The organism is Caldalkalibacillus mannanilyticus JCM 10596 (assembly GCF_000615945.1).
GTDB lineage: Bacteria > Bacillota > Bacilli > Caldalkalibacillales > JCM-10596 > Bacillus_AT > Bacillus_AT mannanilyticus.
In genome coordinates this window covers 17,981-44,813 of record NZ_BAMO01000028.1, presented here as the reverse complement: position 1 = coordinate 44,813, position 26,833 = coordinate 17,981, and the positions used below count along the sequence as shown (strand labels likewise).

26 protein-coding genes are annotated in these 26,833 nt (G+C 39.0%); 20 read left to right on the top strand and 6 right to left on the bottom strand.

Annotated features, from left to right (window positions below; all coding sequences use genetic code 11):
• Positions 1-4 precede the first annotated feature (4 nt).
• The 5 genes from JCM10596_RS15195 (at position 5) to JCM10596_RS15175 (ending at position 5,309) form a co-directional block, all read left to right on the top strand.
• A complete protein-coding gene (locus tag JCM10596_RS15195) occupies positions 5-763 on the top strand; it encodes an ABC transporter ATP-binding protein (protein ID WP_025027869.1) in 759 nt (252 codons plus the stop codon).
• Positions 760-2,691, top strand: coding sequence for an FtsX-like permease family protein (locus JCM10596_RS15190; protein WP_025027868.1), 1,932 nt, complete (start codon positions 760-762; stop codon positions 2,689-2,691). Before JCM10596_RS15195 ends, JCM10596_RS15190 begins: the two co-directional genes overlap by 4 nt.
• A 25-nt stretch (positions 2,692-2,716) precedes the next feature.
• Positions 2,717-3,076, top strand: coding sequence for a YxeA family protein (locus tag JCM10596_RS15185; RefSeq protein ID WP_025027867.1), 360 nt, complete (start codon positions 2,717-2,719; stop codon positions 3,074-3,076).
• A gap of 112 nt (positions 3,077-3,188) precedes the next feature.
• Entirely contained in the window at positions 3,189-3,899 is a 711-nt protein-coding gene (locus JCM10596_RS15180) for a response regulator transcription factor (RefSeq protein WP_025027866.1), read from the top strand.
• Positions 3,900-3,902: 3 nt separating this feature from the next.
• On the top strand, positions 3,903-5,309 hold the full coding sequence (locus JCM10596_RS15175) for a sensor histidine kinase (RefSeq protein WP_025027865.1): 1,407 nt from the start codon (positions 3,903-3,905) through the stop codon (positions 5,307-5,309).
• A gap of 8 nt (positions 5,310-5,317) precedes the next feature.
• Here the strand turns inward: JCM10596_RS15175 and JCM10596_RS15170 are convergent, their stop codons facing one another.
• Positions 5,318-6,103, bottom strand: a complete 786-nt coding sequence (locus tag JCM10596_RS15170; RefSeq protein WP_025027864.1) for an FkbM family methyltransferase — start codon at positions 6,101-6,103, stop codon at positions 5,318-5,320.
• The gene (locus tag JCM10596_RS15165; protein ID WP_025027863.1) at positions 6,100-7,977 is read right to left on the bottom strand and encodes a glycoside hydrolase family 15 protein; all 1,878 of its coding nucleotides are present in this window, start codon (positions 7,975-7,977) and stop codon (positions 6,100-6,102) included. The genes JCM10596_RS15170 and JCM10596_RS15165 overlap by 4 nt, the downstream gene beginning before the upstream one ends.
• Before the next feature lie 240 nt (positions 7,978-8,217).
• Between JCM10596_RS15165 and JCM10596_RS15160 the strand changes: the two genes are divergently transcribed.
• The 7 genes from JCM10596_RS15160 to JCM10596_RS15130 all read left to right on the top strand — a co-directional run bounded on the left by JCM10596_RS15160 (position 8,218) and on the right by JCM10596_RS15130 (position 14,412).
• Positions 8,218-8,775, top strand: a complete 558-nt coding sequence (locus JCM10596_RS15160) for an RNA polymerase sigma factor (protein ID WP_025027862.1) — start codon at positions 8,218-8,220, stop codon at positions 8,773-8,775.
• Between the two features lie 55 nt (positions 8,776-8,830).
• Entirely contained in the window at positions 8,831-9,853 is a 1,023-nt protein-coding gene (locus JCM10596_RS15155) for a hypothetical protein (protein ID WP_025027861.1), read from the top strand.
• 272 nt (positions 9,854-10,125) lie between these two features.
• Positions 10,126-10,830 (top strand): lantibiotic protection ABC transporter ATP-binding protein, encoded by a 705-nt coding sequence (locus JCM10596_RS15150; RefSeq protein ID WP_025027860.1) that lies wholly within the window; start codon positions 10,126-10,128, stop codon positions 10,828-10,830.
• 12 nt (positions 10,831-10,842) lie between these two features.
• Complete coding sequence (locus JCM10596_RS15145; RefSeq protein WP_025027859.1) at positions 10,843-11,601, top strand: lantibiotic immunity ABC transporter MutE/EpiE family permease subunit; 759 nt, start codon at positions 10,843-10,845, stop codon at positions 11,599-11,601.
• The gene (locus tag JCM10596_RS15140) at positions 11,602-12,366 is read left to right on the top strand and encodes a lantibiotic immunity ABC transporter MutG family permease subunit (RefSeq protein ID WP_025027858.1); all 765 of its coding nucleotides are present in this window, start codon (positions 11,602-11,604) and stop codon (positions 12,364-12,366) included.
• Between the two features lie 64 nt (positions 12,367-12,430).
• Entirely contained in the window at positions 12,431-13,075 is a 645-nt protein-coding gene (locus JCM10596_RS25825; protein WP_199900148.1) for a response regulator transcription factor, read from the top strand.
• Complete coding sequence (locus JCM10596_RS15130) at positions 13,066-14,412, top strand: sensor histidine kinase (protein WP_025027857.1); 1,347 nt, start codon at positions 13,066-13,068, stop codon at positions 14,410-14,412. Before JCM10596_RS25825 ends, JCM10596_RS15130 begins: the two co-directional genes overlap by 10 nt.
• A gap of 127 nt (positions 14,413-14,539) precedes the next feature.
• On the opposite strand, the gene JCM10596_RS29250 is transcribed toward JCM10596_RS15130, so the two are convergent.
• The 3 genes from JCM10596_RS29250 to JCM10596_RS15120 are packed head-to-tail and all read right to left on the bottom strand — an operon-like array spanning position 14,540 to position 17,125.
• Positions 14,540-15,514 carry a hypothetical protein gene (locus tag JCM10596_RS29250; RefSeq protein WP_051541339.1) on the bottom strand — a complete coding sequence of 325 codons (975 nt, stop codon included), beginning with the start codon at positions 15,512-15,514 and terminating at the stop codon, positions 14,540-14,542.
• Positions 15,406-16,539 carry a serine hydrolase domain-containing protein gene (locus JCM10596_RS29245; RefSeq protein WP_051541338.1) on the bottom strand — a complete coding sequence of 378 codons (1,134 nt, stop codon included), beginning with the start codon at positions 16,537-16,539 and terminating at the stop codon, positions 15,406-15,408. The genes JCM10596_RS29250 and JCM10596_RS29245 overlap by 109 nt, the downstream gene beginning before the upstream one ends.
• A 13-nt stretch (positions 16,540-16,552) precedes the next feature.
• Complete coding sequence (locus JCM10596_RS15120; protein WP_025027856.1) at positions 16,553-17,125, bottom strand: TetR/AcrR family transcriptional regulator; 573 nt, start codon at positions 17,123-17,125, stop codon at positions 16,553-16,555.
• Between the two features lie 352 nt (positions 17,126-17,477).
• Here JCM10596_RS15120 and JCM10596_RS31445 point away from each other — a divergent pair, with 352 nt between their 5' ends.
• The 4 genes from JCM10596_RS31445 to JCM10596_RS15105 are packed head-to-tail and all read left to right on the top strand — an operon-like array spanning position 17,478 to position 21,638.
• Positions 17,478-18,200, top strand: a complete 723-nt coding sequence (locus JCM10596_RS31445) for an MMPL family transporter (protein ID WP_369345653.1) — start codon at positions 17,478-17,480, stop codon at positions 18,198-18,200.
• Between the two features lie 14 nt (positions 18,201-18,214).
• Entirely contained in the window at positions 18,215-19,690 is a 1,476-nt protein-coding gene (locus tag JCM10596_RS25815) for an MMPL family transporter (RefSeq protein ID WP_369345652.1), read from the top strand.
• Positions 19,691-19,713: 23 nt separating this feature from the next.
• A complete protein-coding gene (locus tag JCM10596_RS29580) occupies positions 19,714-19,878 on the top strand; it encodes a hypothetical protein (protein ID WP_159102363.1) in 165 nt (54 codons plus the stop codon).
• Entirely contained in the window at positions 19,875-21,638 is a 1,764-nt protein-coding gene (locus JCM10596_RS15105; RefSeq protein WP_025027855.1) for an Eco57I restriction-modification methylase domain-containing protein, read from the top strand. Before JCM10596_RS29580 ends, JCM10596_RS15105 begins: the two co-directional genes overlap by 4 nt.
• Positions 21,639-21,884: 246 nt before the next feature.
• On the opposite strand, the gene JCM10596_RS15095 is transcribed toward JCM10596_RS15105, so the two are convergent.
• Positions 21,885-23,180: a metallophosphoesterase family protein gene (locus JCM10596_RS15095; protein WP_025027854.1), complete on the bottom strand. Its 1,296-nt coding sequence runs from the start codon at positions 23,178-23,180 to the stop codon at positions 21,885-21,887.
• Positions 23,181-23,485: 305 nt separating this feature from the next.
• Here JCM10596_RS15095 and JCM10596_RS15090 point away from each other — a divergent pair, with 305 nt between their 5' ends.
• Genes JCM10596_RS15090 through JCM10596_RS28050 form a run of 4 tightly spaced genes read left to right on the top strand, consistent with a single transcriptional unit; the run spans position 23,486 to position 26,778 of the window.
• Entirely contained in the window at positions 23,486-24,811 is a 1,326-nt protein-coding gene (locus JCM10596_RS15090) for an SPFH domain-containing protein (protein ID WP_025027853.1), read from the top strand.
• Positions 24,812-24,830: 19 nt separating this feature from the next.
• Positions 24,831-25,877, top strand: coding sequence for a TFIIB-type zinc ribbon-containing protein (locus tag JCM10596_RS15085; RefSeq protein WP_025027852.1), 1,047 nt, complete (start codon positions 24,831-24,833; stop codon positions 25,875-25,877).
• Positions 25,874-26,026, top strand: coding sequence for a hypothetical protein (locus JCM10596_RS29575; protein WP_159102362.1), 153 nt, complete (start codon positions 25,874-25,876; stop codon positions 26,024-26,026). The genes JCM10596_RS15085 and JCM10596_RS29575 overlap by 4 nt, the downstream gene beginning before the upstream one ends.
• On the top strand, positions 26,011-26,778 hold the full coding sequence (locus JCM10596_RS28050; RefSeq protein WP_081792063.1) for a TPM domain-containing protein: 768 nt from the start codon (positions 26,011-26,013) through the stop codon (positions 26,776-26,778). The genes JCM10596_RS29575 and JCM10596_RS28050 overlap by 16 nt, the downstream gene beginning before the upstream one ends.
• Positions 26,779-26,833 lie beyond the last annotated feature (55 nt).

Sequence of the window (26,833 nt, the reverse complement as noted above, 5' to 3'; positions counted from 1 at the left end):
ATGAATGAAAACCATCTTATGTGCCAAAAGTGTTCACAAAGTTTATGGGACGAATGACCATTTATATAGAGCCTTGGAAGATATTAATCTAGAGATTAGCGAAGGGGAGTTTATAGGAATCATGGGACCTTCGGGGGCTGGAAAAACGACCTTGTTAAATATTTTTTCTACCATTGATACACCTTCGTCTGGAGAGATCATCATTGCTGATCAAAATATTATTGCAATGGAGGAAGAGCAGCTATCCGATTTTCGCCGCAATAAACTTGGTTTTATTTTTCAGGATTATAATCTGCTTGATACATTGACGGTGAAGGAAAATATTTTACTTCCCCTAGCTTTATCCAAGGTTCCGGCAAAAGAAATTGAAAAACGGGTGCAGGAAATGGCTGATACGTTTGGTATAAGGGAAATTCTTGATAAATATCCTTATCAGATCTCAGGTGGTCAGAAACAACGAACGGCAGCATCACGAGCTATTGTAACAAATCCGAGCCTCATATTGGCGGACGAACCAACAGGTGCGTTGGATTCAAAGTCTGCTACCAGCTTATTGGAAAACTTAGCTGCCCTGAATAAGCAGAATAAGTCGACGATTATGATGGTTACACATGATGCTTTTGCTGCTAGCTTCTGTCAAAGAATAGTATTGATCAAAGATGGGTGTGTTTTTTCTGAGCTTCATAAAAAGCAGCATTCTCGTGAGAGGTTTTTTCAAGAAATAATAGCTGCGCTCTCTTCATTTGGAGGTAGTGATTCATGATCTTATTTCGTCTTGCCAGAAAAAATATACAGAGAGGCTTTACAAACTATCTATTATATTTTGCTTCTATGATATTTAGTATTGTGATTTACTTTACGTTCGTCTCCTTAAAATATGATAAAACGATTCAAGCTATATCTGATTCGTCTGAAAAGATTAGTTCCATTTTTAATGTAGCCGCCGTTGTATTATTGATTTTTGTAGCTGTTTTTATCTGGTATTCTACTTCTTTTTTTATAAGGAAACGTAAAAAGGAAGTGGGTCTATATTCCTTGCTAGGTGTTCGCAAAAAACAAATAGGTCGGATGCTGTTTTATGAAAATTTTATCATGGGGACGCTCGCCATTATCATGGGCATCATTCTTGGTTCTAGTCTATCGAGGTTTTTTGTGTCGATTTTAATGAAGGTCATGGGGTATGAAATCATTCCAAGTTTATCGTTTTCACTTGAGGCGATTGTGAACACATCGATTGTCTTTACCCTAATTACCATTATTACTTCGATACATGGATACAGATTGATATACAGATTTACATTAATTGAATTATTTCAAGCGGATAAGCAAGGTGAAATAGAGCCAAAAGCTTCTTTGATTGTCGCCCTATGTTCCTTCCTATGTATTGGAATAGGATATGGGCTTGCTCTTCAAAATATCCTGGAATCGGAACTCTGGAGAAGCATCGGTTTCATGGTGACCCCTCTTGTTATTGTGGTAAGCGTTATTCTAGGTACGTATTTATTCTTTAGTGCATTAACCGTGTATGTACTGAAGGTGTCAAAAAAGAATAAACAGAACTTTTGGAGAGGAACGAGCTTCATAAGCATCTCCCAGCTCCTCTATCGTATCAAGGGAAATGCACGTACCCTAACCATAATTGCTGTCCTTAGCGCGACAACCTTAACAGCGGTTGGCACAGCATATAGCTTGTACTATAACGTCAGAAATAATGTAGATGCTCTAAATCCAAATAGCTTCATGTTGATCAATGTTGACCAGCACATAACAGAGCAAGTAAGGGAGCGGATCGAGCAGGATGAAAATCATGAGCTTCTCTATCATGAGAGTGTCCCCACAGTACAACTTCGTGCAGAGATGACGAATCTGAATAGTGCTATTTCAAGCGATGAAGTAGTCTATACAATCATTCCAAACAACATGTTCAACAAATTAGTAAGAGTTCAAGAGCGAAAGGAATCCCTTTCCTTAGAAGAAGACGAGGCCGTTGTATTAGACGCAGCCTATTACGAAGGATTATCCCCTAAATATGTCGGGGTCACAATCCCCTTGAAGGTCAATAACACACGAGAGAACATTACATTTAAGGAAGTGAAGGAATATAACGTTCTAAATCTATATACAGCTAATACAACTTTGGTGGTTAGTGATCAGCTATTTTCTAAACTTTCGAAAGCAACTGATATCGTACACATGGAAGCCTATGGAATGACCGCGGAGGATCAGGCAGATCAATTAACAAAGGAACTTCAATCCATTTTGCCAAATGAAGCTAAGCTTTCTAGCTTTTATTCGGATTATTCTGCGGGATTGGCATCCATGGGCTTATTGATTTTTATAGGTGGATTCTTAGGGTTAGTATTCCTTGGGGCGACGGGGAGCATTATTTATTTTAAACAGGTGACAGAAGCCCATGCAGACAAAGCTCGTTACGACATATTAGCCAAAATTGGGATGACAAAAAAGGAAATAAAGAAAGCAGTATCCCAGCAAATTCTTTTTGTTTTTGCCCTGCCGTTGTTCGCTGGTATTGCACATTCAGTCGTTGCCCTAACTGCTTTATCAAGATTCCTCCAATCTAGCTTAGTCCTGCCTGTCCTAGTCTGTATAGGTGTGTATGTATCGCTATATGCCGTCTATTATTTCTTAACCGTAAATTCCTATTACAAGATTGTCACGAAAACAAAATGAATAAAAAAGTCAGGAGAAATAGAAAATGAAAAAAATAATCATTGCTAGTGCTGTTATAGTCGCCATTGTTTTTGGAGCCCTAGTATTTTTGCAAAACGTAAATATAAATAGATTAGGTGCCGATGAATATTATACTCAGGTAGAAGGGCAGGGAGAGAGGCTAGAAGATATCCTTAGCAGTGGAGAGATTATGGTGAGGTATGAGTATACATTGCCAGCCTTTAATCAAGCCGGTCAACAAAAGCTGTTAACGTTTACGGCGCCAAAACAGCTTCAGGAGAAAGCGTACTTAGTCCTCTATGTAAAGAATGAAAAAGTCGTTACCTCTTATCAAGAGGTGAATGAACAGGAGATTCCTGAGAAGGCTGCTGAGAAGCTGCCATAACGGCTCTCTCAAGAAGTTGAGGCATAGCTAGGGCATGACTGGCAGCATATGAAACCCAAGGGATATTCATATACAATGAAGGATAACCTTAGGAGAGTGGAGGTAGCGATAGATGTCACTTTATAACCAAAAAGTGTTAATTATTGACGATGAAGAAGATATTTTAAGACTTATTAAGACAGTTTTAAACAAAGAAGGCATTGATCATGTAGTGACGGCTACGACTGCGAAAGAAGGATTAATTCAATTTCAACAAAAAGAACCTGCTCTTGTTTTGTTAGATATTATGCTGCCAGATGAAGAAGGCTATGATGTTTGCCGGCAAATAAGAGCCATATCGAAAGTACCTATTTTGTTTTTATCAGCCAAGACCGAAGAGGTAGATAAAATAGTTGGCTTTGCTCTAGGTGGGGACGATTATATTACAAAGCCCTTTAGTCCCAAAGAGCTGGCTTATCGAGTAAAGGCCCAGTTGCGCAGAGCAAGCTATATGCAAACAGATGATGTGAAGGATGTAATACTTGAAGCAGGACCTTTTGTCCTGAATGAACAAAAAGCAGAATTATCAAAGAATGGGAATAGTATAGACCTAAAACCAAAAGAATTAGGCTTAATGAAGTACTTTCTGCAAAATGTAAATAAAGTTATTAGTAAAGAAAAGCTTTATGACACCGTCTGGGGTGAGGACAGCATTGGTATTGATAACACAGTAATGGTTCATATAAGAAGATTAAGAGAAAAAATCGAAGAAAATCCGTCACATCCTCAATTTCTTATTACGATCAAAGGCTTGGGCTACAAGCTGACTGTTGAGGATGAATAGGGCATGAAATGGAAATTAACAGGAAGGTATATGCTGTCCATTGTGTTAGTCGTAACCTTTGTTATTTTTATCAACTTGTTTATCATGGTCGGCCTGTTAATCGCTCAATCTGCTTTTGATGCCCCTATATTTCAAAAAAACGAAACTTCTCCTGAACAATTTACAAGACAGTTCCATCATCATGTAAGCATCATGAGGGATGATGTGAGTATTACTGAACAAGGGAAGGAAGAATTACTTGAAAGGCAGGCATGGATACAGATTCTAAACGAGAATGGTCAGGAGGTATATCGCTTTCGAGCACCAGCCGAAGTACAAGAGAAATACATTCCATCGGAACTGATTCAGATGTACAAATATAAAGAAATAAATGCCCTTACCACTATTTTTGTTGGAGAAAAGAAGGGAACAGAAAGTACGTATAGCTACTTAATTGGAATAGAGGACCCCAATATTAACCGATACTTTATCACTTTCGATTATCGGTCCTTTGATTCATGGCTGAAGATAGGAGTTCTTATCTTTCTTACAGATATTTTCATAGCTTTACTGATTGGGTATTTTTTTAGCAAAAGGCTAACACAGCCACTGCATTCTTTAATTAATGGGATTAAGAAGCTGGCAAACAAAGACTATAATATAAACTATGAGCCAAAAGGGTTGTATAAAGACGTTTTTTATAATGTCAATTACTTATCGAACCAGCTGATCGCCTATGAAAAAGAAAGAAAGAAATTGAATCAAATGAGAGAAGAGTGGATTGGAAATATTTCGCACGATATTAAGACTCCTCTTGCTTCCATTCAAGGCTATGCTGAAATGATCAGGGACCCAGATTATGATTTTTCTTTGACAGAGGTAAGGGAATATGCAGAGATAATTGAGAAAAAATCAGTTTATATCAAAGAAGTGATTGAAGATTTAAATTTAACTACAAGGCTAAAGAATAAGGAATTTGTATTAAATAAAAAAACGGTCAATATTGTATCACTGCTACGCAGCATGACGATCGATATCCTGAATGATCCAAAATACGCTAAACAAAATATTGAATTCCAAGTAAGCCAAGAAAATATCCCTATCGAGGTCGATGCTGTTTTGATTCGAAGAGCGCTTACCAATCTCATTTATAATGCCATGATCCATAATGCCCCTCATGTAAAAATAGTGGTTGGTATTGAAAAGAAGGAACGTACTCTCATTACAATTAAAGATAATGGCAGAGGAATAAAGAAGGAGGAGCTGGATAAGATCTTTGAGCGCTATTATCGCGGAACCAACACAGGAGATGCACATAAAGGCTCTGGACTCGGAATGGCTATCGCTAAGGAGATTATTCAGGAGCATCATGGAGAAATTACTATTTACAGTGAGGTGGGTCAGGGAACAACAATTGAAGTTCAATTATAAATAGCCTTTTATTTCATCAGGATATAGGGAAGCCCGCTTTTTCCTTGAATGACACTTTCAAGGTTGATCAACAGCGGGCTTCCTTCATCTGTTAAAGTATAGAATTGCTTCCCGCTATTCTTGTATTCCAAAAGTAGTTGAACAAATGGGAGCCAATCCTCTTGAAGCATCGCTGGATTTAATTCAAAGACAACCGTTTTTAGCCTCCCGCTGGTGAGGAGCTTCCTCATTCCTTGAAATGCCTGAAACTCTCCTCCTTCGATATCCATTTTTAAGTAGTCAATCTGATCTATATCCTTAAAATCCTGATCCAAAACAGCCGTTGGGACGTTCATTTCTTCTATTTGGTCATGATAGTTTTTTTCGTAGGTAACATCATGCTGATAGATTGAACTATTTCCAATGAATTTTTTGCATTGAAAAAAGGGAATAGTGCCTATTTGGGAATGCACAGCCTGTTGAGATACAGTACTTCGTTCGTGTAAATAGTTGAGGGAGAGATTGTCTACGAGATAAGCATAGGCATAAGGGTTAGCCTCATAGGCAAATAGCTTTCCTGTGGGACCAATAAGGTGACCAAGGAGTACCGAGTAGTAGCCTACATTTGCGCCAACGTCAATCATGCGCTCGCCCGGCTTAACGGATTTAATAAAATAGTTGGTGAGAGGCGCCTCAATGGAACCACGCAACACGAGGTCAGGGGTCAAACTTAAATCCTCTGAGGGAACGATGAGTTTACTGCCCCAAGCTGTTAAGATCAGCATTTTTCCTTGCCCAATGTATGTTCCGTTCATAGCTTCACCCTTTTCTTAAGATTTTGGTAAAGTAACAGAGATCGAATCACACCGGATTGAGAATAGCTGGGCATTCCAATCCCTCTCGGTCGCCCTCTACTGTAGAGCAACTCTGGTAAAAGACCACAAAAAGAACTGTTCCTGTAATTATGGTGAAAGTACTTCCACGCTTCATTAAGCTCATTGTTCACTAAAAATGCCTCACCGAGCCAGAAGGTGGGTCCTGTCCACGGCTTTAAATCGCCTTCTTCTGTTGTCAAGCTTTCATGTCTCCAGATACCTCCAATGAAAGGATCTTCAAGCCGTTGCTGTATAGCTTTTAGTGTCGGTGCCAGCCACTCTTTTGGGAAGATCGGAAATTCAGAAAAGAAGAGAGTAACGGAGGCATCTAATAATTTGCTTTCCATAGAACGAACGACAACACCCTTATGAACATTATGTTTATGAATAGCTCGAATTAATTCTGTAGCTCCTTGTCTATACTGGTTCGCCTCTTCTTGTTTAGAGATAGCCTCTGCCATTTCAGCAGCTCTGAGTAACCCAAATGCTGAGATAGCCGATGTCCATGTCATGTGCTCAAATTCTTCCCCTAAATGTGGTCCAAATGTTTCCCAAATTCCAGCATCAGCAAAAATGAGTCCACTGGCATCGCGATTCTTCAAAATCCATTCGGTCGATTGGCGAATGATTGGCCATGTCTGATCGATGATCGTACGATCTCTAATTATGGACCAGACCTGCCATATCCCATATAAAATGAGTCCTGTCGTATCATTCTCGAAAGCATGTTCATTAGGTAAACGAGTGACAACATTATAGGCAAAATAATAGTTACCATCAGGTCGTTCGAGTAAATAACCAAGTGTGGCGTATAATGCTTGAACAGCCTCTTCTCTATGTCCTGCTAAGGCTAAAGTAGAGGCAATCCACAAACTATCACGAATCCACACATTGCCTTGATAGGGTCTAAATCCAATAATAATAGGCGTTCCATCTTGCTGTAGGCTCATTTTTAGTAGTGTGTTGCTAACTTTCCAAAAGTAGTCTAGGTGAGGTGGGAGGAGATCTAGTGTGATTGATTTCTTATGCCAGCCTTGCCAAAATTGATATGTTTCTTGTTCGCTCTGATTGATTTGAGCAAGGGAGCTTTTTAATTCGTAGAGGGCTTCTTCCTTGGAGGACCCAGCTGCAAACACCTGAAAGACCGGTTGGCTATACTCGAGACCAGGGATTTCTTGAGCAGGAATGCTAAAGACTAAGGGGGTAGGAAGCAAGCTGTGTTCAAAGATCGTAACCAGTCCTCCAGTGACTGCTTTGGAAATATTGCCTGCTACTCCTGGAGCGGAGGGGGAAACCATGGTTGCCAGCCATTGATTAACAGCCAACCGAGAAATAAAGATATTTTCGATTCGTTGCACAATATTTTTCATATGTACAACAGGGTAGATTCTAGCTGCGGAAGGGTTGCCGCGGAGAGTTTTTACTTCTATAGAGCGTATGATAGAGTTTCTATGTGGAGGAGCCCATGTTTTTGTTCTGACGACGGTGTTCCCTTTATGAGAAACCACTTCATATATTCCGTAGCCTTGGATATATCTCGTGCTATTAATTGATATAATCTCACCAATTTGACCTAGCTCCTCTTGAACGATTCCATATGGATCATACCACACTTTTTCATGCAGATCCTTCGCTAGTACATAGGAGCCTGGATGTTCCAAAAGTGAGCTAGACATGTCAAAATACCGAAAAAAAAGCTGGCTTATTTTATCTACTGGATGACATCCAGCATCATATTGCTGAAGCCAAGCTAAGACATTTCCATTTGAAAGAGGAGCATGATTATCTTGGTTTTTACCAATAAAGTAATTCATTTCGTCCCTCCTTTAAATAATTCTGCTTCTCTATCAGCGTATTAATGTCCTCCTATCTTTATTAATGTTTCATTTCCCCAATAAGCAAATGGACAAGGGAATTGCTCGATTAGAGCTTTATAAAAAATTAAAAATGTGTGTAGGTTTTTTTAGCAAACCGGTGTCTATTAGAGTGAGGGGATAAGAAAAGGGACGTCCACTTGGGTAAGATCTTACTACATCAGAAAGAGAGGAGAAAGAATGAATGACCAAGCGTTATTAAATGGCATCAAGCAAAAAAATGAAGATTGCTATGAACAATTAATCGATAAATATATGCGCTATGTGGCAGCAATTATTGCCAAAATAGCGGGAAAGCGCTTGAATAGCTACGATATCGAAGAAATAAGCTCTGATACGTTTATTAAGATATGGACAAAGGCAGACAGAATTGAACTGCAAGGGGATAGCTTAAAGGCTTATCTAGCCATGACAGCAAGAAACCTTACCTTGAATGTATTAAGACAACGAGGCAACCGGATTGAAGAGGAATTGAAGGAGCATGTGGCTACAGCTGATTCTACAGAAGAATACGTGTATCAGAAAGAAGAGCAGCAAGAAATTCAGAAACTGATTGGGCAGCTCCCCGAAGCGGAGCAGGAAATCATCGTCAGGCGTTATTTTTATCAGGAAAAAGTAAAAGACATTGCTCAAAAGCTAGGGATTAATGAAAAAGCCATGAGTGCGAGACTCGGAAGAAGCAAAAATAAAATGAAAATGCTAATAGGACAAAAAGATGGCACTATCAGAAAAGAATGAGAGCAAGGAGAGATGATCAGGTTCTACAGATACCAAGAAGAAAGGAGTTTTGATTGTGAAAAGAAGCATTTTCGAGGGAACAGAGATCAATGAACAGGAAATGCAGGAGCTAGATTTGACAGAAGAAGAAATCGAACAGCTTACACAGACCCTTAATTTTGACAATATAAAATCGAAGGCGCTGGAAGCCACTAGAGGGGAGAAAATGAATATGAGTATAAATACAAATGCTAAGAATAAAAAAGAGAAGGGGAAGATGAAAAAAGCACTGATCATTGCCGCCGCCGTGTTGACCATAGGAGGAACCGCTGTTGCCGCCAACTACCTAGACAACTTTAAGCTATTCTATGGTGAACAAGTCCATATTACAGAAGATGACAAAACGATGATCAATAAAGCACATATTGCTTCAGGCATTAAAATGACCGTACAAGAAGGGATTATTGGAGATAAGAGTGGGATCATTATGGTTGCCTTTGAAAAAGAGGATGGGACGCCTTTTCCTCAGGATGCAAGAATAAGTACCTTAGAAATCCATGGAGAGAAGGCACAAAGCTTCTCGTATATGGTGGACCAAAAAGTGACAGAGGATGGCATGAAGATCATTGGAAGCTTTGAAGTAGATACCGTAGATACATTAAACGGACAACTGGTGACAGTTCAAGCAGATGTGATTAACGATGATACAACACAGGAAATCATTGCCCAAGGACCGTGGAAAAGCTCGTTTCAAGTAGATGCTACAAATGGGGTACAGAATAAAGCGATCGACCTAAGAATTACACAGGGTAAGGAAGATTTAGCGCTGAAACAGCTTCATGTGTCTGCCCTTGGAGTTGAAATTCAAGGAGAGCGTCTCGATGGAAAGAGAGATCAGCTTCCAGAGTATACGCCCGTGGTCAAAGTAAGAGCTACTGATGGAAAAGTGATTGAACTTCGAGTGGGCACTACTAGTGAAATAGACCGTGGCTTTAAATGGCAATACCATCTGGATGAAAACAACCAGGTTGTCTTTCTTAATAATATAGAGGTAGAAAGTATTGAGATTGACGGAGAAATAATTAGAATCAAGGAGTAGAGAAAGAAAACCATCTAGCTGAAGAAAATCCAGTAGATGGTTTTTCTTTCTATGATTTTCTCCAATTTTTCCCTCATATACTTAAAACGATCAAATGGGGGAAATGGTGTATTCTCCCCTTCATTGCAGTGCAACCATTCATCAGATAGACCAGATAAAAGATGCTCTAATGTTTGCGGTGAATTTTTTTTAATTATTTCTTGTATATTTTGATTTACTCTTGATTTTTAACTGCTAAACTCAACTTAAATTATAAATAAGGAGAAGTGGACATGGAAAATGAATATATCTTACAAATTAAAAAGTTAACTAAGAAATATAAAAAAGATACGGTATTAAATGAACTGACTGTAAATGTGCGAAAGAACACGATCTACGGTTTATTGGGACCTAACGGAGCAGGAAAAACGACAGCTCTAAAAATTATTTCAGGTTTACTTAAGCCTACATCCGGAGAGGTTATTTTTAATGGTCATAAATGGAGTAGAACTGATTTATTTTACATTGGTTCTTTAATCGAACATGCGCCTCTGTATGGGAATTTAACAGCTGAAGAAAATTTAGACGTTATTACAACTATTTTAGGATTGCCTAAAAAACGGAACCTTGAGGTCTTAGAGGTGGTTGGACTTACTGATACAGGTAGTAAAAAAGTCATGAACTTTTCAATGGGGATGAAACAAAGATTAGGAATTGCACTAGCTATGATACATAACCCTAAGCTCCTTATTTTAGATGAGCCTACTAATGGATTAGACCCAATTGGGATACAAGAATTAAGACAACTTATCAGTTCATTCCCAAAACAAGGGATTACAGTGCTTTTATCTAGCCATATGTTAAGTGAAGTAGAGCATGTTGCTGATGATATAGGAATTATAAGTAATGGAGTATTGGGTTATGAAGGAAAAATTGATTCATCTCAAGATCTAGAAACACTATTTACTGAAATAGTAAAAAAAAATAGAAAACAATAGGAGGCGACATAAATGGAAGCTTATCTAAAATCAGAGATAATTAAGACGAAAAGAACAAATATAAGAAGAATGATATTAGCCATACCATTAATATGCTCTTTTTTAGCTCTTGAATTTAGTTTTCTTGGTGGGCCCGAAATAGTAAGACTTAGTATAGAAACAATAATTAATCATTGGGGAATCATTTGGCTTTCAGTGTTTATTGCAATAACAGCAGGACTTTTAAATAAACTTGAGAAACAATCAACTGGATTTAAAACAACTTTAGGTTTGCCAATCAATTTAGAGAAAAAGGAAATGAGTAGAGTAATATTCTTGGTTGGGTTGACATCCTTTGCCTCTATTATTCTAATATTACTTATGGTTGTTTCAAGTTTCCTCCTCCAGACAAGCCCATACCTTGTCCCATTGTCTGCTTGTATTTTAGCAGTATTCTTAACAATGATTACATCATTATGGCAAGTTCCATTTTGCTTATGGCTATCCCGAAAGACAAATCTATTTATTACCTTATTAGTAAATGCTATGCTAAATTTAAATTTAGGAACTTTTTTTGCTCCTACAGATAAATGGTGGATGGTTCCTTATAGCTGGCACTTAAGGGTACAAATGCCTATTACTAAACTTCACTCAAATGGAATTCCATTGCCGCAAGATAGTGAATTATTAAGCTACTCTATTATACCTATAGCAGTGATATTAAGTCTTTTAGTGTTTTGTCTTTTTACTTTTATTGCCGTTAGATCATTTGCGAAACAAGAGGTGAAGTAGATGAATCAAGCTATAAGATGCTTTAAGGCAGAATTTAAAAAGAGAAAACGGAGTTTATTTTTATATATACACCTCTTTGTGCCAATCACTTTATCTGGGGTTCTAGTAATGTATATATTAGCACGCAATGGTGGGATAAGTTTACAGTCAAGCTATACAATGTTTTTTGAGTTAATCGGAGTTGGAACGCCAGTGATCATCTCAATTATTTGTGGGATTGTAGCAGATACTGAGAATGAGGCAGGTAATTTCCAAAATATATTAGGGGTAATTCAAAATAAAACAATAGCGTTTTTAAGTCAAGTGAGCATGATGATTTTATCTTATTTCTTTGCTATACTTTTAACTATATTTACCTATATTATAGCTTTAAAGTATATAGTAGGCATAGGGGATGTTCAAATTTCCCTCTATTTATTAACTGGATTCATATTTGCAGTTAGTGTAAGTTTTCAATACTTCTTCTACTTAGTTATTGGTTACAATTACGGAATAGGAATGTGTAGTATCAGTGGCTTTGCTGGATTAATTATAGCCGCCTTATCTTTAACATCAATAGGAGATAAAGTTTGGGTGTATTTACCGTGGTCGTGGCCAAGTCGTTTTACAGAATTTTTTTTAGAGTCTTCGTCAATGATTCCTATAACTGATTATGATAAAGGATTGTTTAAATCGAGTATAATAGCATGTGTTATTACAATTATAGTAATCTTATTAAGTATTTATTGGTTTAATAATTGGTATGGTAGAAGGACAAATGATTAAATTATGATAGACGAAAGATTATATATTTGAAAGGTGTACAATATGGCTAAAATCTTAACGATTGATGAGATATAATGATCTTAAGATTACTAAAAAAATATTAGAAATAAAAAATCATGAAGTAACAACATTAGAAAGTATTAATGATATTACCCTCGAGGAGATAAATAAGTTTGATCTAATTATACTTGACGTAATGATGCCAGGAGAAGATGGGTTTGAAATATGTGAAAGATTAAGACCTTTAATACATACTCCCATCATATTTATGACAGCGAAGAGTGATGAGAATTCCATTATTAAAGGTTTATCTATAGGTGGAGATGATTATATTCCTAAACCATTTAGTATTCATGAAGTGAATGCTCGAATTGAGGCACATTTACGAAGGGAAAGTAGACCGAAAAAGGATCAAATTAGTCAATTTATTGATGGTGACATCTTATTTGATTTGGAAGCAAAAAGGATTGTAATCCAAGGAAAAGAAGTTAGTTTTACCAAGACACAGTATAGAATTTGTGAATTGTTAGCTCTAAACAAAGGTAAGGTTTTTTCTAAAGAATATATTTACGATTCAATCTATTCAGTAGATAGTGATTCTCAGATCTCTACAGTTATTGAGCATATTAGGGTGATAAGGAAGAAGTTTGTTAAATATAATTTAACTCCTATTAATACGGTTTGGGGAGTAGGATACATATGGGAATGAGAAATACCATATCCGTTTATTTTATTAAATGGATTTTGAAAGTCAGCTTTGCTGGTATAGTTATACTACTCTTAAACATAGTCATTATTACTTGGGGTTTACATAATAATATTTTTCTCCCAGCAAATGAGCCCATAAAAAGGGCGGAAAAAGTTAAAAATACAATTGAAGATTCTGATTATATTAATACGGAAATTCTTCCTCCACAGCTAGATTATATAATCTTTGATAAAAAAACCAAACAAATTGTTAGTAGTAACCTGAATCAGAGGGATATAGAAAGGGCAAAAAAGGTATATTTAGACACCAATAATGGAAAATCAAGTTCTTATTTAAGATACGATAGCAAATATGAAACAATATTAATTCAGTATACACTTAGAATTCAATTTGCAAGACAAGAATTAAGAAAGGTTATTCCAAGTCCTGGTGTAATACTATCAATTTTTTTCTTAGGGATCTATTGTTTTTATCTAGTTTATAATATAAGGGACTTTTCAAAAATTATTATTAAAGAGAACCAGAAACTAATCTATGTGACACGTAAAATAAAAGAAAGAGATCTAAACATTCAATTTCCAGCTGTTCATTTTAATGAGTATAAAGATGTAATGGGAGCAATGAAGAGTTTATCTGAAGCCTTAATGAAGTCCATTCAGAATGAAATAGAAAGCAATAGGTCGAAAGCAGAACAAATAAGTTATTTGGTACACGATATAAAGATACCGTTAACTGTAATAAAAGGTAATGTTGAACTTCTGCAAATGAGTATGAATAAGAATGAGAAAGAAAGTTATAGTGATATAATGAATGCAATTCAGCAAATAGAGCTTTACATTCAAGAAGTAATAGATATCAATTTAAATCAGAGGGAAATAACATTAAATAGAGAAGAAGTTTCTGTTATTGATGTCATAGGAAAGATTGAGGATAAATTAAGAAATTTTGGGAACCATCATATTATTATAGAAAATAAAGTAGACGAAGAGGCAACAATTTTTATAGATCTAAAGTTATTTATAAGAGGAATCATCAATATACTAATGAATGGAATTGAAAGAACCCCTCCTGAAGAAAAAGTGCGCTTATTAGTTAGGCAAGATAAAGAATTGATACATTTTATTATTATTGATAGAGGTCCTGGTTTTACAAAAGAAGCATTAGAAAGAGGAACTGAGCTATTCTTTACAGAGAACCATGGAAGAACCCATAATAGTCATTATGGATTAGGATTAACTTTTACAGAAAGGGTAATCAAGCAACATAATGGAAAAATTAAGCTAAGTAATAATGTATACAACTCGGGAGAAGTATTGGTAGAGATACCAATACGATAGTTCATTTTCTATTGTATTATTAGGAAAGCTCTTTTTAATTAGTGGCAGCCGTCAGATTTAAACTGCACCCCAATTGTTAGACGCAACAACTAACAATTGGAGGTGTTTTTTTATGGCTAAAAATACTTCAGAAGAAAACATAGACTGTAAGCCCGAAAGTAAGAGTAAAGACATTCCAATAATAAAAGAGTACGATAAGTGTCAAAACAGAGCAAGTATACAGAGCATAATGAAGTCGGGCGGTAATCCCTCCAGATTTTTTCCACCAAAGAAAGAGAGCCATCATCAGAATAGGGATAGATAATAGAGCAAGGGCGTATGGCAGGGCATCCAAGAATGGCGTTTCTATAGGTATATAAGCATCATTTGGCAATTGGTAGACAGGATCTGTTTCTCCATTGGCAATGAATCCTAGGAGTAGCAGGAGAAGCATCAGGCTGAAGACAAGGGCTAAGCCTTTGGAGATTTGCCAAGCTTTAATGGATGTTTTTTCACGTCGTTTTACTAGGCGTATGGCAAGACGAATGCACCAAAAGAGAAACGTTCCCATTATAAAGGCGATGCTCACTAGAAGAGTCGCAATAGTAAATAGACTGGTTGCGTACCAAGGTGCTTTAGAATAGGTCATTGGACCATCTGGGATCAGCATGATGTGTCCAAAAGGGTCAGTTTGAAAAACAAGCGTTCGAAAAGCCCCATAGTAATCCTGAGTGCGTGTTTCGCGCAAGTTGCGATATATCCCTGGTTCAATTTCGACAAAGCGATTTGTTTCCCCTACATGGGTAACTAAGAGGTAGCCTTCGTTGTCTATATTCACTTGAATGACTCCCATGATCAGGCTTAAAAATTTTTCAGCAGTTGTCAAACTTTTGCGATTAGCGTGGTATTCACCAGCCAGTGCTTTGGAGCGTTCTATGCTTTCTGTTGAAACTGTAAGACCATCTGCATCCGAGCCATGTTTCCAGCTTTCGTCCGCCGGAAAATAACGATCCATCAGTGCTTGAAATAAGGTTGTGTGTACCAGATGATTGGCTCCGCTGTAAGAGATAAAAAATCCAAATTGATGCTCAGGAAGGAAATACAGCCCTGTATCAAATAACATGGTCCCGCCACCATGGAATAAGGTTCGATACCCATTAAAGCTACTTTCTTTAAAGCCATAAGCCATCCCCCTAGATAAGGGTGGTGAGTAAACTGCTGAAGATGCATGGAGCGGAGGGTATCTTGTTTTAATACTCTTTTTTCCTCCGCTTGTTCTGGCTGTAGGTAAGCGAGCATAAATAAAGCCATATCTGTCGCCGTGGTACTCATGCCTCCAGCAGGTACAGGTGTATATTCAAATTCCCCTTTTTTAAATTCATTCTCTACATAACGATAGCCCTGAACAAGTTGTTCTGTCAGATGCTCGGGCACAGGCTGACGGAACGTACTATGATTCATTTCAAGGGGAGTAAAGATGTGTTTTTCAATATATTCTTCAAAGGATAGACCAGACACCCTCTCCACAATGTATCCAGCAAGTGCGGTACCGTAGTTGGAATAGGCGGCTACTTCACCGGGAGGAAAGATTCGGGCAGGTAGATGTTCTCGCACATAGCGATCTAGTTCTGGCATTTCTGTAGGGGAAAGGCGAAAGATTTGGTCTGGATAATCCTCAAAACCAGGTGTATGTGTCATCAAATGAGCTAATGTAATCGGAGAAGCTGTTTCATTGCTGCCATGTATTGTAGAAGGGATGTAAAAGTCGATATATTCACGAATATCTGTGTCTAGATCTAGTTTTCCCTCTTCAACCAATTGCATCACAGCGATCCAAGTAAATACTTTAGCAGTGGAGCCAATGCGAAAGAGGCTGTGGCTGGGATCGACGGGCTTTTGCTGCTCTATATCAGCCAACCCATAACCTTGACTAAAAAGGATGTCTCCATTATGGACGATGGTTACGACAGCATTGGGGATATGCTCTTCCACCATAAACTCTCGCATAGCCTGATCCAAAAAGGAAGGGATCGAATCTACTTCAGAACGAGATAAGCTGTTAGATTCAGCTCGTGCCAAAGAAGAGGAAGTTCCCAGACTTAAAGCAATGATTAAACCCCATATCAATAATTGTTTGATCAGTTTCATGTTTTGCATCCTCCTAAGTCTTCTGATTGTGGGATTGTTTAGCTAGGATGATATCGGTTGCCATCTGATCCAGTATGTTGATAAGACGTTCTTCAGTGTACTCTTCTGAAAGCAAGCCATTTGCGACCATAGCGGAAAGTCCTAGTTGAAAGACTCGCATTTTAAATAATAGATCCTGTAGTTCTTCCGTTGAAAATCCTGTTAGATTTTCATCCTTTCTCATGAGTTCGATCAATTTGTCAGTATCTTCTTGGAAATCAGGAACATATTGATTTTTCACCAATACTAAATCTCGAAAAAGGACACTATATTCTTTGGCAAATCTAAGACTGACGACACCAATGTCATGGAAGGGGTCCCCTGTATTTGTTTCTGCCAGTAATTGATGGCTTACAGCAAAGGTCTTCTTTACAACCTCCTTTTTCAACTCATCAAGATGAGTAAAATTGACATAGATGGGGGCAATGGAACTCCCCATTTTTTCTGCTACTTTGCGAATGGTAATGCTGTCAATGCCATCGTGCCGAGCAATGTCAAATGCGGCATCGATAATTTGTTCCTTGGTAAATTTGTTTTTTGGGGGCATTGTGAGATCCTCCTAGCTCAACGATTAATGCTTACTTCTCATAAAATATCAATTGATATATATCATATGATTTATTATAGCGGATTTTGTGGATTTGTAAATAATCTATAACCATCTATGTCTGTACAGTAAAATAGTTATAAATCTTGAAATCTTCTGTATGTCAAAATATATACCAAAATATTAAAAATACATTTTATAAAAAAATGTAAGCCAAAACAGCAGATAAAGGTCTAATAATCGCATACATCACTTATCACTGTTAAATAACCCCAAAAAGCGCTATATTGGAGAGGAGATCATCTTGTGTATATTTTTTAAGTCAAGAAACGATAGAGAAAGGAAGAGGTTGATGAATTCCTATATAGAATGGGTGGCAGGAAAACGAGGGAAGTGGGTGACTTTACTTGTTTGGGTTGCACTAGCCGTCGTGCTGAATATGACTTTGCCACAAGCCAACAAGCAGGTGGATGATCGTGCGAGTAACTTTGTCGATATGAAACCCTCCTCTACAGCAGCGGTTATTGTTGAACGTGAATTTCCCGAGGAGCAAGGGTTGCCTGCCCTTATAGTGTGGCATAAAAAACAAGGGCTTGAAGAGGCTGATTTACAGAGTATCACAGAACTGGCTTCTCTGCTTACCGATTCACCGTTACCGGATCAGTCTATGGATCCTCCATTGCATCAGCTTCCGTTAGATATTCTCAAACAACAAGTATCCGAGGATGGAACGACCTTGATCATGCCTGTGTTTTTTCATGCCGAGGTGGATGCTAAGGTACTAAAGCTCAACCTAGGGGAAATGGAAGAACGCATGGTATCAATCACTGGAGAGAATCCCTTCGAAGCAGAGATCGAATCGGGAAGCCTAAGTGCCCGAGTAACAGGTCCTGTGGGGATTTTAATTGATGCCACACAGTTGTTTACATCTGGAGATTTTTCTTTAACGGTAGCCACATTTCTGTTTGTGCTAATTGTGTTACTTCTCATTTATCGCTCTCCACTTCTAGCTGTTATTCCACTCATTGGTGTGGCATTTGCTTACTCTATTCTAAGCCCAGTTCTGGCTGGTTAGGTCAGGAAGGCTATGTGGTCTATGATTCGCAAGCTTTATCGATCATGACGGTTCTTTTATTTGGAGCGGGTACAGATTATTGCCTATTCTTGATCGCTAGATTTCGTCAATTTCTAAAGCTGGAAAGCAGTGTTTGGACTTCTCTCAAACTGACAGTAAGTGATAAAAGTGGTGCGATTGCCATGAGTGCTTTGACAACGATTTTTGCCTTATTCTTCTTGTTGCTGGCTGATTTTGGCTCTATTCAGCGCTTTAGCATCCCTTTTACCATGGCGATTTTCTTAGTAGCCCTATCTAGCTTAACCTTAGTTCCTGCCTTATTAGCTATTTTGGGTCGAGCCTCGTTCTTTCCTTTTATCCCGAGAACGCAGGAAATGATTGAACAGCGTGCTAAGGAGCGGGGAAAACCTCTCCCTAAACAACGTGATGGGCTGAAAATAGGCGAGAAGCTAAGCCAATTTGTTGTTGAAAAAGCACGGAGTGTTACCATTGTGACAACGCTGGTGCTGATTGGATTAGCTGGCTTTGCCTTTCAAATCAATTATACATATGATACGTTATCCTCTTTTCCAGAAGAGATGCCTTCAAGGGAAGGCTTTTCCTTAATTGAGAGTGCTTTTTCCTCTGGTCAGCTAGCACCAGTTAAGCTGATCGTTGATACTCATGGAAAGAAGGTAGACATACAAGAAAAACTAGAGTCATTGTCCTTCGTTGGGCATGTTTCGGGACCACAGGAGGGTCAGGTGAAGCCAGGTATTCTCGCTTTCGATGTGGAGCTTGTACTCAACCCGTACTCCAATGAAGCAATGGATGCTCTTCCAGAACTTCGTGAAGCAGCGATCTCGGCTCTTTCTGCTGAGGGAATAGAAGCAGCGAACCAATATGTCTGGATAGCAGGGCAAACAGCGGAGCAATTTGATATCCGGGAAACCTCCAGCCGTGACGCGAAGATCTTAATCCCATTGATTCTGGTCACCATTGCTATTCTGGTTTTGCTCTATCTACGATCTATAACAGCCATGATTTATTTAATGGTGACGGTAGTTGTTAGTTATTTTTCAGCGCTTGGCTTAGGCTGGATTGTGATTCACCATATGCTGGGAGCAGAAGCGATTCAAGGCTTTATTCCGTTATATGCCTTTATTTTCTTAGGGGCACTTGGAGTGGATTATAATCTGTTTATTAAATCGAGCATTTGGAAAAAAGCTCGTTATATGCCGCTTAAGCAAGCGATAAAAGAAGGGGCGACCGAAACGGGAGCCGTCATTAGCTCGGCAGGAATTATTCTGGCAGGAACCTTCGCCGTCTTGGCTACATTGCCTATCCAAATATTGGTTCACTTTGGCTTAATTACTGCCATCGGAGTGTTTATCGATACGTTCGTGGTACGACCTTTTCTCGTTCCGGCTATTACAGCTTGGTTAGGAGAGAAAGCTTTTTGGCCTGGGAAATATGAGCCTGTTATAAAGAATTCGACAGAGGCGAAATAATAATGAAGACATGGGGGAGATAAATGTCTACATCATTGGAGAAATTACAAAGCAAAAATATCAGTCACAAAGATTCTACAATGGATTATAGAAAATCAGCCACATTATTTCTAGAAACCCTGGCTGAAACTTCCGCAAAGTATCAGAAATCGAAAGAATGTAGTGGAAATAATGCCTATCGACCATGATTCATGATCGGAAAGATAACGGGATTTACTATACGGATATTTACCTAGCCCAGAAATTAGCTAGCCAAACGATACAAAAATATGTAGAGCTGCACGGAATGGAAAAGCTGAGCCGCGCCAAATTCTTTGAACCCTGTAATGGGATCGGAATCTTTACCTTTGCCTATTTAATAGAAAGCCAGAAGCTCTTTGAAAAAGAGTATAAAGCAAACTGGAAGGAAAAAGTAGTAGAACAGCTGAGTCATGTGTATGTTGCTGATTTTGATCAAGAGGCACTTCAGACGTATGCTGATTTACTTGCTTCGTTTTGTTCTATGTTCGATTTAGACATAGATATCAAGAAGGTAGAGAGAAATATTTGGTCACACGGTTTGATTTATAGAGTCAATGAAGCGGATGTGGAATGGATTGATTTTGAAGAGGTCAAGGAGTACTTTAAGCTGAAGGAATCCTTTGATATCATCCTCACCAATCCACCATATAAAAAATTAAAAGCCGAAAAACAGCAATTTCAGCATAGTTCTCAATTTGAAACGGCAAAACAAGTCTTTCATCAAATCACTACCAGATTGAGAACAGAGAGCCAGTTCACATACTCGATCGAAGGTACATTAAATCTGTACAAGCTATTTACGGAGTCGATTTTAGAGGAATATACAGATCAGAAAGCCCAAGCTATCGTAGGGGTACTGATTCCTTATAATATCTTAATGGACTTACAGTGCCAGAAACTAAGAAATAGAATACTTGAACGGCATAGCCTACTAGAGGTGATTACGTTTCAAGAAAATAATGATTTCTTTCAAGACAGTACACAAAGCTTATGCTATTTATTGCTTGAAGTGGTCGGTCAGACAGTAGATGTGAAGTTTTTGCATCAGGTTTCGAATATGGATGATTTTATTGATCCAGAGTATATTACAACTCCTGTTGATTTAATTACGAGATTAACCACCTCCAACTCCATTATTCCGTTGCTACCGATAGAAAAATCCATTTTAGAAAAGACTCTGCATCACCAGCATCTAGAAAAATATCAAGAGGTACAGGTGTTACGAGGAGAATTGGATCTTACCTTAGGAAAACCATTTATTGTCGACGATCAGAAAAAGAGAGAGAACAGTCTCCCATTGATTAGAGGAAATATTCTAGGGTCGGATTATACGATAAAAGGAGATACGCAGAAAGAATGGGTTCTTGTAGACGAGTTTGTGAAGAAGAGTCCGCAGAAATCGAAGCTATTTACAAGGGAAAGAATCGCTTGTCAGCAAATCGTTAATATGAAAAAGAGGAAGAGAATTAGTTTTTCCAAAGTGAAACCGAATCATATCCTAGCCAATTCGTGTAATTTTATGACCGTTGAAAAGGATACCATGGCTTTAGATGCTCTGCTAGGATATATGAATTCTTCCTTCGTTGATTGGAGATTTAAAATGACGAGCAGTAATAATCATGTGAATAACTATGAGCTGCTGGAGATTCCATTACCTGATCCGCATACCTTTCGTACCAGCTATCTTCATATACAGGAGGAGGTTGAGAGGTATGTATCAACCTTCGATGCCCCACATCTGGCGGCGATTGATGCAGAAGTGTTTAGATTATTTCGTTGTGATGTCGATGAAGTGCTTCATATTCTCACTGAACTACAGAAGCCTATAAGCTATATAAGCAGGGTCCTGTTCCTTGCTTTTCATGAACGTACGGTTCAGAAGCTTTTGGCTGAGTATATGGAGAAGCTGGAAAAGAACCCTGAGTGATTTGGATATTGAGATGATCAAAAACGTACCGCAAGGGGGGGATTGGAGAAACATTCCTGATGAAGTGGTGACAACGTATTTTAATCGCACTGGAAATGAAACCTATGTCCATCCTCAAGTTTGTTAAATTAAAAAAGATATGAACAGGATAAAAAGAATGAGTGCTAGTGAAGCACCTCATTCTTTTTTTCTGGCTCGACATTTGCTCATATTACACCAACCATTCCCCACCTAGACGTGAATCAGTTAAGGGCTGCCCACAAGCTGTTCGCTTCGTGTTTTTCCCATCACCTTTAATGAATTAGTACTCATATTGCCATATGAATCAAGAGCATGTACTTCAATTTCATACAGTGTATCAGGGTGTAGTCCTTCAATAGTCAATATTAAAGGATTGGGCATAGGGTCTTTGTAGAATTCTGAGAAGGCGAGAAGTGGCTGACTGACCGAGCCAGTCATGATGTTTTTAACACGGATTTGATATGTATGGACAAGCAGATTATCGATAGCCTGAGTAAACATGATCGCTAAGCTTGTAGTAGTAGACGACTCTGAAAGGATAGAGAGCATGGCATTCGAAGGAAAGAAAGGAGGGATGTGATCTTTATCTTCCGTATAAGTAAACAGTTTCTTGTTTGCAGGGGAGTGGATTTCGAAAGGGTCCCCCGTCCACGCGTTGGCATGAATATCTCGACGCTTAATGAGGACCTTGTTACTGTATACCTCTACTACAAGTGCTTGGTTAAGAATATCCGCTCCTTCAGGAACCTCCCCTTGTATTCTCCCATCATTTAGCCACATATAAGATCCACTAGAAGTCCCTATAGAGGTAAAATCCTTTTGATGAATAATCCTTGGATCATCTAGTGGGTAATGGGTGTGTCCAGAGAAAGAAATAACCTGAGGATATTCCTTTAAGGTATTGTAAAAAAGGTCTCGATTGGCACAAAAACCGCACTCGCTGCCATAGATGGTTCCTTTGATGGGCTGATGATGAAAGACAAAGATAGGTTTAGTCCAATCATCTTCTGTTGCCGCTCGTAATTGTTCTGCCAGCCACTCTATCTGTGTGACACTAAATCTTCCTTCCTTTAGCCGATCCTCTGTACCCAGAACAATAAAATGATAGCCCTTAATCACCGTATGATAATAGATGCCCTCCATTCCTGTTTTTTCAATAAATCGTCTTTGGGCGATGTGAGCGGTTAAACTGCTCCAGTAGTCATGGTTACCGATCGCCATAAGGGATATGGCTTGAGGCTGCTTTCTGTCTAGATAGGCAGACATCAATTGATTATATTCCCTTTCCGTGCCTAAGTCTGTTAAATCTCCGACCATGGCAAAGGCATCTTGGCTAGGAGCTACCTCATTTAGTTGATCGAGTGTCATGGTAAACTTCTCTAGATTGGCCGTATCGTTTGCTTTAATATGAATGTCGCTGATGACGGGAAAGACAAGAAGGGGAGATTGTTCGGTGGAGCTGGAATCAAAAGCACTGTATGCTGCATGTGCAGGGAAGCTATAGAAGGTGTTTCGTTTCATGCTTAAACTCCTCTCATCAATAATAATTAAAACGTGTGCAAAAATGAGTAAGATGTATGGAGCGGAGAGGTTCCTCTACAGCTAGTCTAGCAGACAAATATTAACATAAGGTTACAGGAATGTTTTTTTTAATGTAATAATATGTAATGTGGATGTAAGGGAGTTGTATCACCCTTTTGCATTTGGCTAAACTCTTCTAGAATTGTCCTTAATTAGTTGTTGTACAGAGTTGAGTCTTGCTTTATCATGGAATTAGTAAGAATTTGTCGAAAGTTCCATTTTAACTATAACTTCGGAGGGGAAATATGGGAATTGTTAAAGCGGTAACAGGTGCGATTGGGGGAGGCTTAGCCGATCAGTGGTTAGAAGTCCTTGAGCCACAATCGATGAGTGATACAACAGTTATGACACCAGGGGTGAAGGTAAGACCTAAGGATGCTCGGAATGTAAACTTCAAAGGAACAGATACAACCGTATCCAATGGTTCTGTCATTCATGTGTACCCTAATCAATGTATGCTCCTAGTAGATGGAGGAAGAATTGTCGACTATACGATGGAAGAAGGCTACTACAAGGTTGATGATTTAGCTATGCCTTCCATGTTTAATGGTGAATTTGCTGAATCCATCAAGGAAACATTTCAACGGATTAAATTTGGTGGTGTGCCATCGAAAGTACAAAAAGTGTTTTTTATCAATTTACAGGAAATCAAAGGGATTAAGTTCGGAACTCGTAATCCTATCAACTATTTTGATAACTTTTATAATGCTGAATTATTTTTAAGAGCTCATGGAACGTATTCAATTAAAATAGTAGACCCACTTAAATTTTTTGCAGAGGCGATTCCAAGAAATAAAGCCCATGTTGAAATCAGTGAAATTAATGCCCAGTACTTGGCTGAGTTTATGACGGCCTTGCAAGCGGCAATCAATCAGATGTCATTGGATGGGATTCGAATTTCTCATGTAACTTCTAAAGGGATGGAATTAGCCAAATATATGTCTACTGTTTTGGACGAGAATTGGAGCCAAACACGTGGAATGCAGGTGCAGGCTGTTGGTTTAGGAAGCATTTCCTATGACGATGAATCGCTGAAAATGATTAATCTGAGAAACCAAGGGGCCATGCTTCAGGATGCTTCACTAAGAGAAGGTTACGTCCAAGGAGCCGTAGCAAGAGGGATGGAGGCTGCTGGTTCGAATACAGGTGGTGCGATGCAGGGCTTTATGGGAATTGGTATGGGAATGCAGGGTGCTGGTAACTTCATGGGATCGGCATCCGAAACGAACCGACTCCAGATGGAACAGCAAAGAGCGCAGCAAGCAGGGCTTTCAGGAGCAGGAGCTTCAAATGCAGGAGCTCCTGCTGAAGACAGCTGGATATGTAGCTGCGGAAAGAGCAACACAGGACGCTTTTGTTCGGAATGTGGGGCACCTAAACCGCAATCAACTGAATGGACCTGCGAATGCGGTCAAGAGAATAAAGGGAATTTTTGCGGAGAATGTGGGAGCAAGAAGCCCGAGCCAGTGAACTATAAGTGCGATAAGTGTGGATTTGTTCCAAGCAAGGTGATGAAATTCTGTCCAGAGTGTGGAGATCCATTCAACGAAGACGATATCGTCAAATCTTAACATAACGGGGTGAATCAACTTGGCGGTTATCGTTTATAAGTGTGCGAATTGTGGCGGAGGACTTGAATTTAAGGCGGAATCACAAGATTTTTCCTGTGATTACTGTGGGAGTGTGTTTCTTGAAGAAGAAATTAATGCTGCCGCCAGTTCTGAAACGCAGACAAGGGAGATAGATGCGGAATTTGTCCAACAGGCGAAGATGTATAGCTGTAATAGCTGTGGAGCTGAGATTGTCACAGATGAAACGACGACAGCGACCTTCTGTTATTACTGTCATAATCCAGCGATCATTGCGGGTCGATTAGCCGACACGAATCGGCCCGCAAAGCTCATCCCCTTTCAAATAGACAAGGAAAAGGCGACGGAAAAATTCATATCCTGGTGCAAGTCCAAACCACTTCTATCCAAGACGTTTACCACACATTCTGAGCTAGAGAAGCTGACAGGAATTTATGTTCCATTCTGGTTATTCGACTGCGACATTCGTGGCTCTATGCGAGGAGAAGGGAAGAATGTTCGCTCCTACACAAGAGGAGATTATAAATATACAGAAACTAAATATTACAGAGTGGCTAGAGAGGGGAATGCTCTTTTTCGAGGACTCCCTGCGGATGGCTCCAAAAAGATGGATGATCAGCTCATGCATATTTTAGAGCCTTATGATTATAATCAGTTGATTGATTTCTCCATGTCCTACTTATCAGGCTATTATGCCGAGAAATATGATCTCGATCACAAAGAAGTATTCGGTGGGGTTTCAAACCGTATACGTGATTATTCCAAGTCGCTCTTGCGTGATACGATTGGCGGATATAGCAGTGTACACATTAAGAGCACCAAGATAGATATTAAACGGGCTAAGGCGACTTATGCCTTGCTTCCAGTATGGGTGTTTACCTATAACTACAAGGGGAAGACCTATATTTTTGCGATGAATGGTCAGACTGGCAAAATTGCGGGTCGTCTGCCGATTAGTCCGAAGCGAATGGCGACATGGTTTGGTATGATTTCGGGTGGAGCGTTTGCTTTGTTTTCGATCTGGTCTATAGGGAGTCTATATCTATGAAACTAAAACAAAAGAACATTGCCCTGTTTTTCGTTCTTATGCTGGTCCTTTCTTTGGTCCCTCTTTCTGTCATGGCCGATAATCAGAGGTCTATGATCAAGCTGATTTATTTTCACAGTCGCAAAAGGAAGAATTGCAAAATAAAATAATGGAATTAAGGGAAACATTGCAGCTAGACCTTGTTATTGTGACGATGAATAACAGTGCTGGAAAAACGTCGAGGGACTATGCCGATGATTTTTATGATGAAAATGGCTTTGGATTTGGCGAGGAATATGATGGTTTATTGCTCCTCATTAACATGCAGGATCGGGAGGTACATATTTCTACCAGTGGGAAGGCCATTGAGTACTTCACTGAGGCCAGAATTGAGGCAGTCTTAGATGAAATTTATCATCACTTACCAAGTGGGAACTATAGTGAGGGTTCCTTTGCTTTCTTGAATGAAGTGGAAAGATATGTGCAGGATGGTGTGCCTGAGGGACAACAGACAGTGCACGAAAAGGACGTGGCAGCAGAACGAGTAGCTCCCTCATCATCTGGATCACAGACTGTAACACCTGTAAAAGAAGAGGTAGACTTGCCAACGAGGCTCCAAACCTTTTTCCTTGCTTCTGTGATTATTGGTCTTATTTCTGTTGGGGTGATGGCGATGTTTAACAGAGGAATGCCTAGCGTGAATAGGGATACCTATTTACAAGGCTTTAAGCTCACTCTCTCAGAGGATAGGCACTACGATACAAGAGTGACCAAAACAAAAATTCCTAAGAACACAGGGTCAGGTGGCTCGCGCGGATCTGGCGGATCTGGCAGCTTTGGTGGATTTTCATCAGGGACTCGTTCAACGACCCATACCTCTAGCAGCGGTCGGACGCATGGTGGAGGCGGACGAAGCTTCTAGAATTTTTTTTAAAGTACAATGAGTGGAAACCAAGCAAAGGGTCGGCTATTTTTTC

Excerpts from the sequence above, each read along its gene's own strand:
- JCM10596_RS15140 (WP_025027858.1), top strand. The coding sequence starts at position 11,602 with ATGAATCAAGCTATAAGATGCTTTAAGGCAGAATTTAAAAAGAGAAAA.
- JCM10596_RS25825 (WP_199900148.1), top strand. The coding sequence starts at position 12,431 with ATGAGATATAATGATCTTAAGATTACTAAAAAAATATTAGAAATAAAA.
- JCM10596_RS29250 (WP_051541339.1), bottom strand. The coding sequence starts at position 15,514 with ATGTTATTTGATACAGGGCTGTATTTCCTTCCTGAGCATCAATTTGGA.
- JCM10596_RS15190 (WP_025027868.1), top strand. The coding sequence starts at position 760 with ATGATCTTATTTCGTCTTGCCAGAAAAAATATACAGAGAGGCTTTACA.
- JCM10596_RS15130 (WP_025027857.1), top strand. The coding sequence starts at position 13,066 with ATGGGAATGAGAAATACCATATCCGTTTATTTTATTAAATGGATTTTG.
- JCM10596_RS15185 (WP_025027867.1), top strand. The coding sequence starts at position 2,717 with ATGAAAAAAATAATCATTGCTAGTGCTGTTATAGTCGCCATTGTTTTT.
- JCM10596_RS15105 (WP_025027855.1), top strand. The coding sequence starts at position 19,875 with ATGATTCATGATCGGAAAGATAACGGGATTTACTATACGGATATTTAC.
- JCM10596_RS15160 (WP_025027862.1), top strand. The coding sequence starts at position 8,218 with ATGAATGACCAAGCGTTATTAAATGGCATCAAGCAAAAAAATGAAGAT.
- JCM10596_RS31445 (WP_369345653.1), top strand. The coding sequence starts at position 17,478 with ATGAATTCCTATATAGAATGGGTGGCAGGAAAACGAGGGAAGTGGGTG.
- JCM10596_RS29575 (WP_159102362.1), top strand. The coding sequence starts at position 25,874 with ATGAAACTAAAACAAAAGAACATTGCCCTGTTTTTCGTTCTTATGCTG.
- JCM10596_RS15170 (WP_025027864.1), bottom strand. The coding sequence starts at position 6,103 with ATGAACGGAACATACATTGGGCAAGGAAAAATGCTGATCTTAACAGCT.
- JCM10596_RS15090 (WP_025027853.1), top strand. The coding sequence starts at position 23,486 with ATGGGAATTGTTAAAGCGGTAACAGGTGCGATTGGGGGAGGCTTAGCC.
- JCM10596_RS29580 (WP_159102363.1), top strand. The coding sequence starts at position 19,714 with ATGTCTACATCATTGGAGAAATTACAAAGCAAAAATATCAGTCACAAA.
- JCM10596_RS29245 (WP_051541338.1), bottom strand. The coding sequence starts at position 16,539 with ATGAAACTGATCAAACAATTATTGATATGGGGTTTAATCATTGCTTTA.
- JCM10596_RS15145 (WP_025027859.1), top strand. The coding sequence starts at position 10,843 with ATGGAAGCTTATCTAAAATCAGAGATAATTAAGACGAAAAGAACAAAT.
- JCM10596_RS15180 (WP_025027866.1), top strand. The coding sequence starts at position 3,189 with ATGTCACTTTATAACCAAAAAGTGTTAATTATTGACGATGAAGAAGAT.
- JCM10596_RS15120 (WP_025027856.1), bottom strand. The coding sequence starts at position 17,125 with ATGCCCCCAAAAAACAAATTTACCAAGGAACAAATTATCGATGCCGCA.
- JCM10596_RS15095 (WP_025027854.1), bottom strand. The coding sequence starts at position 23,180 with ATGAAACGAAACACCTTCTATAGCTTCCCTGCACATGCAGCATACAGT.
- JCM10596_RS15150 (WP_025027860.1), top strand. The coding sequence starts at position 10,126 with ATGGAAAATGAATATATCTTACAAATTAAAAAGTTAACTAAGAAATAT.
- JCM10596_RS15195 (WP_025027869.1), top strand. The coding sequence starts at position 5 with ATGAAAACCATCTTATGTGCCAAAAGTGTTCACAAAGTTTATGGGACG.
- JCM10596_RS15175 (WP_025027865.1), top strand. The coding sequence starts at position 3,903 with ATGAAATGGAAATTAACAGGAAGGTATATGCTGTCCATTGTGTTAGTC.
- JCM10596_RS15165 (WP_025027863.1), bottom strand. The coding sequence starts at position 7,977 with ATGAATTACTTTATTGGTAAAAACCAAGATAATCATGCTCCTCTTTCA.